General features: G+C 37.4%; 10 protein-coding genes. 6 read left to right on the top strand and 4 right to left on the bottom strand.

The window, feature by feature from the left end; translation table 11 throughout:
* Positions 1–44: 44 nt before the first annotated feature.
* The 5 genes from MMH89_RS01995 (at position 45) to MMH89_RS01975 (ending at position 9784) form a co-directional block, all read left to right on the top strand.
* Positions 45–584 carry a septation protein IspZ gene (locus MMH89_RS01995; protein WP_258568707.1) on the top strand — a complete coding sequence of 180 codons (540 nt, stop codon included), beginning with the start codon at positions 45–47 and terminating at the stop codon, positions 582–584.
* On the top strand, positions 565–807 hold the full coding sequence (locus MMH89_RS01990) for a BolA family protein (protein ID WP_258568706.1): 243 nt from the start codon (positions 565–567) through the stop codon (positions 805–807). The genes MMH89_RS01995 and MMH89_RS01990 overlap by 20 nt, the downstream gene beginning before the upstream one ends.
* A gap of 2 nt (positions 808–809) precedes the next feature.
* The gene (locus MMH89_RS01985) at positions 810–1352 is read left to right on the top strand and encodes a hypothetical protein (RefSeq protein WP_258568705.1); all 543 of its coding nucleotides are present in this window, start codon (positions 810–812) and stop codon (positions 1350–1352) included.
* A gap of 591 nt (positions 1353–1943) precedes the next feature.
* Positions 1944–5642: a hypothetical protein gene (locus tag MMH89_RS01980; protein ID WP_258568704.1), complete on the top strand. Its 3699-nt coding sequence runs from the start codon at positions 1944–1946 to the stop codon at positions 5640–5642.
* Between the two features lie 386 nt (positions 5643–6028).
* Entirely contained in the window at positions 6029–9784 is a 3756-nt protein-coding gene (locus MMH89_RS01975) for a hypothetical protein (protein WP_258568703.1), read from the top strand.
* On the opposite strand, the gene MMH89_RS01970 is transcribed toward MMH89_RS01975, so the two are convergent.
* From MMH89_RS01970 to MMH89_RS01955, 4 genes are read right to left on the bottom strand one after another with little or no spacing between them, the layout of a single operon-like run.
* A complete protein-coding gene (locus MMH89_RS01970) occupies positions 9785–10363 on the bottom strand; it encodes a cytochrome b (RefSeq protein ID WP_258568702.1) in 579 nt (192 codons plus the stop codon).
* 1 nt (position 10364) lies between these two features.
* Positions 10365–10640: a hypothetical protein gene (locus tag MMH89_RS01965; RefSeq protein WP_258568701.1), complete on the bottom strand. Its 276-nt coding sequence runs from the start codon at positions 10638–10640 to the stop codon at positions 10365–10367.
* Positions 10641–10645: 5 nt separating this feature from the next.
* Positions 10646–12946: an ABC transporter permease gene (locus MMH89_RS01960; protein WP_258568700.1), complete on the bottom strand. Its 2301-nt coding sequence runs from the start codon at positions 12944–12946 to the stop codon at positions 10646–10648.
* The gene (locus tag MMH89_RS01955) at positions 12943–13593 is read right to left on the bottom strand and encodes an ABC transporter ATP-binding protein (protein ID WP_258568699.1); all 651 of its coding nucleotides are present in this window, start codon (positions 13591–13593) and stop codon (positions 12943–12945) included. The genes MMH89_RS01960 and MMH89_RS01955 overlap by 4 nt, the downstream gene beginning before the upstream one ends.
* Here MMH89_RS01955 and MMH89_RS01950 point away from each other — a divergent pair.
* Positions 13568–14227: a GDSL-type esterase/lipase family protein gene (locus MMH89_RS01950; RefSeq protein ID WP_258568698.1), complete on the top strand. Its 660-nt coding sequence runs from the start codon at positions 13568–13570 to the stop codon at positions 14225–14227. The two genes, MMH89_RS01955 and MMH89_RS01950, sit on opposite strands and share 26 nt — an antisense overlap.
* Positions 14228–14240 lie beyond the last annotated feature (13 nt).

Raw genomic sequence — 14240 nt, 5'->3', positions numbered from 1 at the left:
CGCTTATTTCATGTAACATAATACAAGTTCACACAGTGATTATCATGACTCAGCTCATACCGCTTGCATCTTTTGTCTTCTTCTATTTGAATTATGACATTATCGTTGCGACTCAATCACTTGCACTTACAACACTTGTTATCTACTTAGCTGAACTCTATCAGGGACAGCAAAAAAAGATGACCGAACATGCCAATACCTGGTTTTTAATTTTAATGTGTGGGCTCACGCTATTCAAAAAAGATCCCGTATTCCTAGCTTGGAAAGCAACCGTTATGTACTGCCTAATCCCAATCATGGTATCTGGATATCGTCTCTATACCAAACAAAGCATCATCCAAAAGCTTGTGAGTAACATTCCTCTGCACACCCATAACTATCCATGGATTAAAGCCGATATCACCGTCTCTTTTTTAAGCTCAATGCTTGCACTAACCAACATCACAATTTACTATCAGTTCGGCGAAGACAATTGGCTAAAATTTAAAGCCTTCGCATTTTTATTTATCTTTGCAATGATGGTAGGTCTTGCTTATCATCTACAACAATACATCGTAGAAGACAATGAACATAACCCAGCTTAAAACTAAAATTAATAACCTACCCAATGTCCAAGATACCCAAATTATAGATGAGTCTGCTTTACATACACAGCACAAATCTTTTCAAGAACATAAAGCTTATCTAAAAATCATCATCACGATGTCAGGTCCTATCCACCGAATCAGCATTCACCGTCAAATTAAACAAATTGCATTTAACCTGATGCCTATTCATGCATTGTCCATTAAAATAAACAACATATAAACATGATTATAGCTATTGATACCAGTCAAATGACATACAGCATTGCCATAAGCCAAGGTAATAGTAGAGAGTTAATTACCCACGAATGGGAGGATGTACAAACAACCCTTTCAGACATGCTCTCAGATCTTGATTATACAAAAATTGAGGCCATTATTATCTGTTCTGGTCCAGGGCGCTATTCAGGCATTCGATCTGCAGCCGCTTTTACTCAAGGTGTACATGCAGCTACCAACTGCTCTGTTTACAGCCTCTCTGCATTCGAGATCATTCAAGACAAAGTCCCAGAAAATGATGATTATCGTATTGTTCTAGAAGCTAGAAAAGGACAAGTCTATCAACAAGCAGTGACTCAAAACAAAGCTCATCCTGCAATAACTATAGACCTACCCAACATTAAAACACCAGCCTTTGGCAATCTAGAGCACCCAAGTGTTGACTATATCACATATAATGCTCAAGATCTTTTAAAGCATTTTAATCATCATAAAGACAAACTAACCCCTGAAATATCACTTCATTATCTAAGAAAGCCCACTGAGTGAATAGACTCCGCTAAATAAAAATCATCATCAGAGGTGAAATGTATTAAGATCAGCCCCAAGATTTGAGTTTAGGCCAACACAACTCCATACAAACTACGGGCCAATAGCAAGCAGAACCAGAAGTCGCTCTCTAAGAAATTTAAAAAACAATCCTTCATTGCTTTAACCCTAAGGTCGGCGCGCAAGATTCAAACTGTACACCATTTATAATATCACTTTCTATTCCAAGCCATAAAGTAAACAAAGCATGCGCAGCATCAAGTGACTGTAAATACTGGCCACTGGCTTCCTAATCTAAGCTGCTTTATTTTTCCTGTTTGAGTAATGACTATATTTTCTTTTCATATTTAAACCCTACCGTATTGTAAATTATTTTTTCATATCCTATAAGTGAATTTATAATACACTATTAAACCCAATTACAAACCAAAGCTAGGAAGGGTCACTGTACATTCCTAGCTAATATTAATCTAATTAAAATAAATAAACTATCCCCTACTACCTTTAAAAAAATTAACCATAATATTTTTGACTTTCAAATTACAATATTATAACCTCAGCTCAATAATTAGTAAAAAAAATAATATTAATATGCACTCAATGACACCAAACACAACATTATTCGGTAACAATCTTAGTACTTTTTCTCAGTACCACATTCCTGGGTGTACATTCGATCAAATAAATAATCACAGTTCGAACTTCACACCTGTCATACAAATGCGTGAGCTATATCAAGGTCTCAGAAACATATCTGTTTTCAAAATTAATTCCTCACACTACCCGCTTCCTGGACAACAAAACCGTATTTGTGTCATTAAATATAGAGAAATCTATATACCAGTTTGTTCTTATGTTGCTTCTAGCAGAGAGCATAAGATAGAGGCACACACCAGACATTTTAAACCAGCAGTGACTCATGCTATCAGTTTAATTAAAGAGCTTGAAAAGCCAACTGCAGAACAGAGCAAGCTAATTTCAGATGACCATTTGTTCATAACATCACTTAAGAAGATGGTCAGTGAGAGTGAGCTAGAAGGTGAACTCAATGCATGCGGCGGTGGTGCTGCTTCTGCTGCTACCGAACCTGTCACTTTATCCAATAGTAACACACCTTCACCCAAACAAAAAAGAACACCATCACCTCCCAGCTACACATCAATTGCTCAAACCCTCGCATCATTAACCGATCAAACTGAAGAACTACACAAACTAAGCACCTTAATTGAGAGAAATGGTGCGACTATAGCGTACATATCTCAATACCAATACAGGATAGGGTCGAATGAAATTAAATTAAAAGTAAGATCACAGCAGTTGGCAGCTGCTAGAGATATACTAATATCTGACCCAAAACATCATGTCTTTTATGCTGCACTATGCATGAGCTTGCCTAAAGACCTGCTGGTAGCGGAAATTAAATTACTACCCCAGCTGTTCATAGAATATACTCAGGTACAGGAATTTCCACTCTTTATACCCGATGTTTTTGCATTACTCTGGGGCGTTTCAAACAATGATCAGAAAACATCACTTGCCGTTAACGCTCTAGAAAAAAAGCAGCTAGATTGCCTTAAACTAGTTGCGGATGATCTAAGCACCTGTGTAGACTTAATAGCTAATGTCCTATCTACAATTACTCGTTATGATCAATATAAAATCTTATACTCTATGAGTGAGATAACTACTGAAGGGGCTCTAGCACTACATACACTCTACCTCCAAAAAAATAGATCCCTGATCCCTCATGCCGACCATCAACAGTATCGTGATAAAAAGATATTTCTGTTACCAGCTGATCAGAAAAAAAGCTCTTTGCTTAGAATTGATATCCTTGGTGATCAAACGGTAGCACGCATGGTTAATAACGGGCATATCACCAAGGACACCAAGCTCACTAGCAATCAATCATTACTATCCGCATGTTTTAATGCTAATTTCTATCAAGCCATTGAGGTCATTACGCAAACACTGCCCCAGCTCTGCACACCTCAAGCGTTACTCAAAGAACTCCTTAAATTAAAATCCTCAAAGCAGCGACCCAGTGATGAAGCTCTAAATGCTCTTGACTTAATTATTGCCCAAGATGCACACTTTTCTATCTGTGAACTTGAAGGTTTTCACCCTGAACTAGTCATTAATCTCAACTCAATCATATCTACCGAACAGGCAGCCGTTTTTATTAGAAAATTTCCAGCTTACGCATTATCTATTCACATGTTAAGTAGTAATGAAACAGGAGCTCTAACAACGATCAAATCGCACCCTGAACAAATAAGGCAAATCACACCAGATGAGTTTATAGAACTATTGGGTTATGCCTACTATAACGAAATCCTACTATTAACAGACTATGTACTCGGACCATCATTTTTACGCACTATTCCACGTCATAAATTGTCGACAGCAAGCTATCAAGCCTGGTTCACAGCAGTTGATATAAAATTATTTGAGAACCTTATAAATATATTATCTGAGTTGTATAAAAGACTACCCTCAGCTAAATCCGATGAGATTGCAGCGGCTATTGAGAAAGTAGCTATTTATGCCAATAAAGTGCTAGAGATAGAAATGCCTTATTCAGAAGAAAATGGGTTAACCTTGATCGCAAAAAATTTTTACGGGCCTATTGTATGCAAAGTATTAAGCCGCATTGAAAAAAATACAAAACTTCAAATACCTCATGTTTGGGAAATTACTAATTCCAGAGGTGAAAACCTTTTACATATTGCAGTACTAACTGGTGATTATGGCCTAGCACTTGACCTCAGCAATAACCCAAAATTATTTGCTACACTTTGTAGGCAAAAAAACATTGATCAAAAGACCCCTTACTGTATTGCAATTGAATTAGATCTAGATCATAGCCACATGACTTTTCTTATGGCCCAAAATGAGTATAAACTATTATTCCTAGCAAGAAAAAGCAGCAAAATACCAGCAAAATCAATTACGAAAGCTATTACTGATGCCAATTTAGATGCTATTCATGCACACATTACATTCAGCTCTGAGGATTTCAGCACAGAAGCAATCGAGTTAGCACTCTCATTGTATAAAGAAAACCCAGAATTGACACGGCATATTATATTAATTGCTCTACTAGAAAAGGCCATTGGACCTAAAAATGAAAAAATTAGAAACATAGTGGACACTGTTCAACCAGAATTGATTGACGACATGCTAGCTCATGGTTTAAATCTAGATAGTAGGAAACGTGCAATTATATTAAGAGGTATAAGTTTGGGACAGTCTCTTAACTTAATAAAACAAACACAGTATGTGCTCATAGCCAATCCATTTGAGTACCTAGAAGCAGAATTAGTAAATCTACCCGCCACATACTTTGATGATTCAATCATTAATTTTCCTGCACTATATACATTTGCAAGACAATACATATACGACATTCAGCATAAAAAAATCGGTATAGATAAAGCTACACCCGCTGATAGAGTTAGTGCCTATTTAACCAAAATGACAACAAGGTACCTCTATTTAAACAAACTCATTCTTAACAACCCAAGGACATGCCCTTTTGCGCACGATACCACTATCAAAGAACTAGCAGAGTACTTTATAAATAACACTAGGTATCTTTGCAAATATATCCCAAGTGGTTACCTACTTTTACTACTTGAAGAATTGAGTGAAGATATTTCTCTTAAAGTAATCGAATCTATCGTAGCGATTGACAGTAGAATCATCTTAAAAGCAATCCCGCTTGAACAAATTATGTCATTTTGTTTATCTGCTTTTGCTAAAAATAAGACTGATCTTATGGTTGTGATTTTAAACTGCTTTGTATGCAATGAACGTGAAGATATTGCATGTCGAATAATGTTGCGAGAATGTACTGATAAATTGGGCATAATCAGTCGCGCAATTCAGCAACAAGATGACCCCCAGATCATTCACTGGTTCATATCACTTGAACCACTAAGTGATCAAGAAATGATTGGCCCTATTAATGATAATCAAAGCATGGATGGGAACACCCTTCTTATGCAAGCGGTACAATATAACTGCTCTGAATTAGTAGAGTACCTAGTTAAACCATCCGCATTAAACAATTTAAAAGTTAACAAGCAAAGCAAAAGACTTTCTGATCTAGTAGAACAAGCAAATCCAACTATTCAAGCGTTATTTAAAAAATATCAGCCACATATTTTCATGCTTAAACCTGTCCGAACACAAAGCTTATCTTTATTTGGAGAAGACGCTATGCCACAAGAAGTGGTGAAGCAACAAGCGCACCCAGACAGGAAAGCAGCCGGAAAGAGTCTCTAGACTTGAATTAATATTTTTTTAGTTTCATAAGGACTACTATTGATAGCCTAGAGCAGATCACTCCTATCTAAATAGGGCACTCTAGGTGACATAGTCCCATGAGTCCATAACAGTATTTCTCTAGAAACAGCACCCAAATCGATAACCTGAAAAGCATAACGCATCTCTTAAACACTGGGGCTACTTTTACATACTCCACAGGATCCAATCTTATTAATTGCTTAATGGCATAGATCATCAGCAAACCAACTTCAGAACATTCATTATAATTTAGTATCAAAAACCTAAATTAATCTCCTAAAACACCGCCCAAAATAGACTCCTACCCATAAAGTATTGACAAACAATAATAAACATGCAAAACTTATGGAAAAACAATAACAAATATGTCTACATTAAATCAAAAAACTACACTCTCAGGCACAAGTATTAAAATTTTTGCCAGCTTTCATGAAACACCATGCACATTTGATCAAGTAGATGAGCAGCCTCTTGACTTATCTTCAATGTCAAACCTGTATGACTTACACAAGGATATCAGGACATGCTCTATTTTCAAGATTAACTCTACACAATATCCAGTGAAAGGAGAAAATCGTATTTGTATTGTTAAATATAAAAACATTTGTATACCGGTTCGTTCCTATGTTGTTAAAGGCGCAAGAAGGCATCATGATATAAATGAACATGCAAAACACTTTCGTCCTGCTGTAGCGCTTGCCACAAGCTTGATTGACTATGTAGAAAAACCTGGCAAAGATCGAAGCAAGCTATCATCAGATGAGCGTTCATTTGTAACAGCTCTTCACGAAAAAACATGTGATTATGCGGCGTTAAAAGAAGTTTCTGAAGTAGCCAGGGGTGGTGGTGGTGCTGCAGAAGGAGGCTCACGTACCCCTTCTCCTAAAGTAAAACGAGAGTCTTCTCCCAAACAAAGAACACAATCGCCAACAAATTATGCAACTATTGCCGAAAGCCTTAGAAATCTTAAACCCGGTCAAACTAAAAAATACAGAGAAGTACTATGTAAACTTTCACAGGTACTAAATAGAAATCGTGCGTCTTTAGAGTTTATAGAGCCCTTGAGATATAGAATAGGAGCTGACGAGATTAGATTAAAAATAAATATTGATCATGTTCTTGCTATCAAAGAGTCATTATTATCAGATGAATACAATCCTACATTTTATGCAGCGCTATGTATGAGTCTACCAAAGGAAGATCTAATTCCTCAACTTATTGAAAGACCCTCATTATTCCTAGCCTATTTATCACAAGCAAGTGATCTAGACCCCTTTGTCACTCCTGATGTAACACAATCTCTTTGGGCGTGTGCAAATATCGAGCATAAAGCAATCATGATTCAACGAGCCCTGGCTAGTAACAAGGCCGTGTTGCTTGAGGGTTTTTCTAGAGAAATTAATACTAACTTAGAACTTATCTCCCGGGTGATAGCCCATATCACACCCGTACAACATGCTCAATTTAAGCTTATTAGTAATAATCTAACTCCTGAAGCTTTAAAATTGCACAAAGCATTTTTAAAAAAGAATAGATCTTTATTAAATCTAGAATCCAAGCGAGTACTTATCGAAGAAGAGTTATTATCTCCTGAAGCTGAAAAGCCAACAGCAGAAACTTCTTTGCTTAGAGCTCCAGCTCCTAGTATTAAGGAGCTAATTGACATCGAAACATTGACTGACTTAGAGATAACTCAGCTCATAGATCAGGGGGAACTTAAGCCAGACACACGGGTTAAACCCATAAAAAGAAGCGCTTTGGCTAACCTAATTACACACGGTCATATAAGTTCTATCCAAGCACTTTTACCTAAGTATAAATACTCTGCACCAATGCTGGTTACTGTACTCAATGAAGTGATTAATAAAGCCAAGCTATCAGTTTTGACAAAATTAGGTTGTGAAGCGCTAATTAAGTATGACGCAGAATTTGATATATGTTGTGAAAAAAGTTTTAATCCAACACTATTTTTACAACATGCATTTGAATTATCCCCACAACAGATATCAACCTTTTGTGACGAACACCCTGAGCATATGATTCAAATATATACACATGCCAAACAGTATGCTGATATCGCTCAATTAGTTAGTGTTGAGCCGCAACTCATTACTCAAACAAATCCTAATGATCTTGATAAAATTATTTATTCACTCTCAGGTGAGCAACTTGAAGATGTTCTAGATACACCAAAGTTCACTGAATGGTTTTCACAGCTATCCCCAGGTAACTTCGAGCTATTTTTCGAAAAGCTATTGTCTATTCATGACTTAGAGGCTTACATAATTATCAAGCTCATGCAAATGACTAATAGCGACACCTTGGCTTACTTACCACACTCAAAAGAAACAGTTTGCACATTACTTACAAAACAGCAAAAAAATGAAGTAATAGAAGCACTCATCAAAGATGGTAGTGAAAGCAAAGACAAGAAGTCTAAAGCAAAGAAGTCTAAAAGAGTAACACTTACTCCCATCCAATTAACTCTTCAAGAAACTAACGATAAAGGTGAAAATATACTACATATTGCTGTTTACCAACAAAACTTTTGGTTAGTTAGTGTCATATGTGAGCACTTATGCCCAGAACTAGCTCCTCAACTATTTAATCAACGTCAAGTGGATGGGCATACACCCTTTGATCTTGCTGTACGCAGCAAGAAAGTCTACCCTACTAGAGCAATCGGATTACGTGCTATTGAGTTAGGTGCTTCAAGTGTACCAGTCATTGCTGCAAGAAACTTTTCTAAGCAATTAGATACATATCTAAAGAAGGCAACCTTTTCTGGTTTTGCATCATTGTATAATTTCATCAATAAAGCCGGTGCAACCGACATATTTCAAATGGGTCTTAGTTCAGAGCAAGAATGGTCCATTATGACACTCTTCATGTCTGAAGATGACAGTAAGTCAAGAATTCTAGATCACTGTATCAAATCTGAAGGCACAAAGAAATTACCAGAAGAAATGACACGTTACCAGCTGCTTACCAACCCCTTTAGAGATTGCATTTTATCACTAAATAAACATTACTTTACTACTGAGGGACTTGACATATCAGGCCTTACATATAGCTGCCTTCAATCTTTATTATGCATTAATATTAAAGATATTGTGAAGCTGGAAGATCAGAAACAGAAAACGTTGATAGAACGGTTGATTATATTGTGTAACATTGTACTGAGAAACCAATTAATAGCTAATCACATGAAGCTTATGATCATCAAGAAAACTGCGCTTATACTTTATAAGCACCCTAAGCATAAACAATACATGTTCGCTAGAATGGTTCATAGCTTAAGCGACGACCACTGTGTGCAAATACTTGACAAGATAGACTCAATACATAAAATTGCGGAAACGAGTTTTGATGATGATTATTCAAGATCTGCTCCTACTGCTGTACGCACTGCGCTTGATTATTTAAAAGAAGCACTTACTGCAATGAAAGATTTTACAGAGTCTTTGACAGATCCAATTACACATTTTGTAGAAACCCCTGAATACTGGTATTTAGCCATGGAATACCAAAAGCCTCTAACATTGGTTAAACTGATGAGTTGGGCAGAGCAGATATCTGAAGATAGTGGAGGTTTTAGGCCTCATGCTACTCATTTACTCACTACGATTAATAGCCAAGGGCAATCTATACTGCAGTTAGCAATAAAGCATGCTGCAAGCGAAGTTATTAGCGAATTTATAAAATATGACAAAGTCTATCAAGAAGTTGCCCCTGATGAAGCTCTTTATAAGACTCAGTACTCATGTGGGAACACACTATTAATGCTTGCTGTCATTCATAAAAACATAGAAATGATTAAACATATTGCCTCACTTGAGCTTACATTAGACAATACACTAACTAACCGCTCAGGGAAAACACTACAAAAGCTCATAGCTGAGTCTAGTGGAGTAGTACAAGCAGTATGCACTCTACTCATAGTACCAGAAGTCAAAGAGGTTAAATCTACTGACGCAGAAGATGGCTCCTCACAAATAAGGCCTACCCGAACACAGTCTTGCCCCTGTCCCAGCATATTTACACGCAAGCCCCCTAGATCGGCCCTTGCCCCACTAAATCGAGCTATGTCTCATGAAAACGGCAATCTAAACTTGAATTAATTACGATTGAGTTTTGTCTATGACAATACGTGAGAAAACCCCATCGGCTAGATAAGCATGCCAAACTGCAATGCTAGTGTGAATACATAGTGCACCGACAAGCACAAGACCTAACACACAATGTATGGTATTAGAAGAAACAGCTATCATTGAGTTTGTATAACAAGTCCCTAAAATACACAACTCTGGCGCAGACACCCATGGGAACATCAATACAACGCCTCCAATTTTTGGGAAAAAACCCGATGCAGTTGACATGACCCAGCCAGATATTGGAATAAACAGCATCAAAACATAAAAGAAACGATGTAAACTTCTAGCTGCAAAAATTTGCCACTTAGGTGTTTTCTCGGGAAGATTAGGTAGAACATTCACCCAGCGCCATACCAACCGAAATAACACTAAAAACAAAACCAACAGCCCACCTATTTTGTGGTTTGCATAAATAGCTCCCTTCACCTCATTGGGTAAACCGACCATCCAAAAACCAACCGCCAATTGCGCTATAATCATAAGACCAATTACCCAGTGAAATAAGCGACTCACTGTGCCATAACCATATACCGTATTCCATAACATCTCATTCATCCTCAAAATATAACTTACGTTCTTGCTTACCCTGATAATGCCAATGTTGACGTGCCAACATCATAACATAAGCATCATCTTGCTTTAAAACCTCAGATAAGCGATTAAAATAAAATAACTCTTTTTTCAATTGATCTATATGCGTTTGCTCTACCCTATTAGAATGATGTAGCCTCATATAAGTCCATACACCACTTTCTTGAACCAATAACCCCGTACATAGCCACGTGAAAACAATAATCATTAATAAGTCAATGACTCGGGTCATATAATCTAATCCTTAAGATACTTATTACTATACCATGCGACCATAGCGATGACTAGCACATCAAAGCCCACCAATAAAGCAACACCCCATAAGTCTAGTGTCCATTGGAAAAATATAATATTAAAATATCGTAGCAAGAGAAACTGATTAATACCTATAGTTAACAACAAGCTAATACCTAGCAGACTAGAAAACTCTATCAGCATACTATACTTAGAATTAACACCTAAACGCTTCAAGCTTTGCTCATCTATTTTTCTGCTTTCTACCTGGCGTATTAATAAAATTACTGCAATCACAAAACACCCCTGACCCATAAAGATAACAACACCCAACAACAATGATGTGAAGATGTGTAATAAGTTTTGCGCTGCTACCAAATACGCTGCCAAATCAATTAATGAAATATGGGGTCTCGCTTTTAATACATCAATTAAACCTGATTGTCTGGATTTATCAATGTATAAACTGCTCATGTAGGTTTTGGGGTAAGGCTCAAGAACAAAACTTGGAAAGACAAAATAAAAGCTTGCTTGTAAGCTTTGCCACTTAACTTGACGAACACTAGTGATTGGATAGGAAATGCTAGCTCCCATAATATCAAAGGTCAAGACATCCCCTATCTTTAACCCAAGTCGATCCATGATGCCCTGCTCAGCTGAAATTCCATTGTCTAAATCACCCTCTATCAATTGATTATGACTCGGAAGCTGTGTAAATGTTGTTAAATTAATTTGACGATTAAAAACCTCATGACCCGCATATAATCCGTCTGCATATTCAGCTACTGATTCAGAATTAACCGCTACCATCCGTCCCTTTACAACTGGATAGACAACGGTATCAGCAAACCATTCATACTTTTGCATATCAACTGCATCTGATTGATCCATTCCAATTAAAAAGTAATTTGGTGAATCTGATGGTAATTGAGACCGCCACTGATTAAGTGTTTGTGTATTCACATGCCATAAAAAAAGTAGCACAGACTGCAGCAATATCAACCCTATCAATAACACTTTATAGTCTTGCTCAAATTGACGTAGTGCATTCAAAACAATCAATCCCCGCTGACGCCCCTTTGATAAAAGCCAAACCCCCAGCTTGTAAAGTACATGCACAGATAAATAGATGATTAAAAATACCGTGGTGACACTCAATAGTCCTAACCATACCGTACCTTGCTCCCAACCAGGTATAAAATAGGCCGTAACCGTGAGAATTAAAACACCAGACACCCAATAATTATCCTTAAAGCATTTCTTTTTCAATAAGCTTAATACTGGACTTCTTTGCATTGAGACATGTTGTGTACACAATAACGCAACTGCATACAATAAAATAATCAATGAAGTTGTGCTAGCTAGCTCAAATTGGTTCCCCCACGAAAATGATACATCACTCATCTTCAATAAGATATTTAAAACCAGCAACCCGAGCACTAATCCAAAAAACACTCCTTGCAACAGACTAAATATAATAGGCTGGATCATTAGAATCGTTCGCTTTTTAAACGAAAAACCCAATGCTGTCAGGACACCCGATAAATATGCATTGCGTTGATGAACCAATGAGTAGGACAAATACAAGGCTGCACCAATAATTAATGAAATAGCAATCTGCAAACTACCTACTGTATCCTGAGCTTGTTGGTAAATACGTCCCAAGCGACCCAAGCGTTCATTTGAATCAATCACTCGCACCTGGCCATCTTTTTGAGCCGTTTCCTCGATGCTTATACCCTCTGATGCATCATAATAATAATACCATGAACCCCGAGAAGCATTGTTGAATATGCCAAAACGCTCTAAATCATCAATAGATCCATAAACCCCCTCACTGAAGGCCTCTACTGAAAAGACTTGCTCATCCTGAGACACAACAAAATCTACAACTTCGCAAGTAAGATAACCAATCTCAACTTGGTCTCCTATTTCAATACTCATTCTTTCTGCTAATGAACGGTCAATATATACCTGGCCTGCTTTAAGCGTTTCACCATAAGTTAACTTTAATGCACCTTTAACTGGATATTGATGATCTAATAATTGAAGGTGCGTTAAAATAAACTGGTCTTGATAAGCAAGCATTGTAGCTGTTTTAAAACTCATACTTTTTGCTGAACGAGCAGCCTCATGAGTCCATTTGTTTGTGCTTACAACTACTGTATCTGCTGCCAACCATGCATTCGCATACTGCTTTTGTACATCTAAAAGCACAGCCGGAAATACTGATAAAATTAAAAGCAAAAAAGTACAAAATGCAGTTGTATTGCGTGCTTGTATTAAATGAACGAGTTGAATCATAACCGATCCATATAGTTAATGTGATCACACTTATTAGCCACGTTTTCATCATGCGTTACTGTTACCATCGTTACCTGCTCTTGTCGCTGCATTTGGATAATAACATCCATAATTAATTCTGCTGAGCGACGATCCAGCTGTGCCGTTGGTTCATCAGCCAAGATAATAGATGGTTGCTTAACCAGCGCTCTTGCAATAGCAACCCTTTGCTGCTCACCACCTGATAACTGACTGGTTACAAAATTAAGTCGTGATCCTAACCCCATCTCGACCAACAATATCTTCGCACGTTCCAACTCTACTTGATTATCTCCAGAACAAACTAATTTGACATTTTCCAAAGCTGTTAGCCCTGGTAGCAAACAGTAATCCTGAAAAACAAGGCCCACATGCTTATTGCGGAATGCGGTACGCTCATATTCAGGCATGAGTGATAAATTCTGACCACAGACCCATATGTTACCACTATCCGCACTATCTAAACCTGAAATTAAATTTAATAGCGTTGTTTTCCCAGAGCCTGAGGGCCCTTGAATAGCCAAATGGGTCCCCACAGGTACTTGCAGCGTTACCTGATCCATGATATCAATAACTTGACCATCTTTATGATATGATTTAGAAATGCGCTCTAATAATACACCTTCCATTGCTCGATTACCTTTCCTAACTTTACTTATTATAACTCTGATTGCTTCTACAAGCTATGCTAAAAACTATGATCTTGTTATTGTGGGGGACAGTATTAGCTCCGGCTATGGTGTACCCTATGAATTTAGCTGGCTGCCTATCACACTTGATGCAATTCCATGTTCAATTACACATCTAAACCTAAGCGCTCAAGGCGCTACTACACAAGACGGAATTACAGCACTTGAGGGCTTTATAAAAAAACATCAAGCACGCCAAATCATCATTGAACTAGGAGGGAATGATGCGCTTAGAGGGTTAAGTATTGATGGCATCAAGAATAGGCTCTCTAAACTGATTGAGCATGCACAAAGTACCCAAGCACAAACCTATTTAGTTGAAACCGATCTACCCAACAATTATGGACCTAAATATAAATCAGCTTATCGATCCATTTTCAAAACCCTTAGTGAAACATACAATACTCCAGTTATTTATCTACCCTACCCTGAGCAACAGCAATATATTCAAAATGATGGCATACATCCTACACAGCAAGGTCACAAGCTCATCTCAGAGATAATGATCCCTTATATTAAAGCACTCTGCTCTGACAGCATTGACCTGAAATATGAAATACCTCAATATAAATAGCGCTAAATGGATT

Source organism: Candidatus Comchoanobacter bicostacola (genome assembly GCF_024172705.1).
GTDB classification, from domain to species: domain Bacteria; phylum Pseudomonadota; class Gammaproteobacteria; order Comchoanobacterales; family Comchoanobacteraceae; genus Comchoanobacter; species Comchoanobacter bicostacola.
Note: the sequence above shows the minus strand (reverse complement) of the source record. Positions and strands in the feature narration are given on the sequence as shown.

Coding starts and splice junctions, on each gene's coding strand:
- MMH89_RS01960 (WP_258568700.1), bottom strand. CDS start 12,946: ATGATTCAACTCGTTCATTTAATACAAGCACGCAATACAACTGCATTT.
- MMH89_RS01970 (WP_258568702.1), bottom strand. CDS start 10,363: ATGTTATGGAATACGGTATATGGTTATGGCACAGTGAGTCGCTTATTT.
- MMH89_RS01980 (WP_258568704.1), top strand. CDS start 1,944: ATGCACTCAATGACACCAAACACAACATTATTCGGTAACAATCTTAGT.
- MMH89_RS01995 (WP_258568707.1), top strand. CDS start 45: ATGACTCAGCTCATACCGCTTGCATCTTTTGTCTTCTTCTATTTGAAT.
- MMH89_RS01965 (WP_258568701.1), bottom strand. CDS start 10,640: ATGACCCGAGTCATTGACTTATTAATGATTATTGTTTTCACGTGGCTA.
- MMH89_RS01955 (WP_258568699.1), bottom strand. CDS start 13,593: ATGGAAGGTGTATTATTAGAGCGCATTTCTAAATCATATCATAAAGAT.
- MMH89_RS01990 (WP_258568706.1), top strand. CDS start 565: ATGAACATAACCCAGCTTAAAACTAAAATTAATAACCTACCCAATGTC.
- MMH89_RS01985 (WP_258568705.1), top strand. CDS start 810: ATGATTATAGCTATTGATACCAGTCAAATGACATACAGCATTGCCATA.
- MMH89_RS01950 (WP_258568698.1), top strand. CDS start 13,568: ATGCGCTCTAATAATACACCTTCCATTGCTCGATTACCTTTCCTAACT.
- MMH89_RS01975 (WP_258568703.1), top strand. CDS start 6,029: ATGTCTACATTAAATCAAAAAACTACACTCTCAGGCACAAGTATTAAA.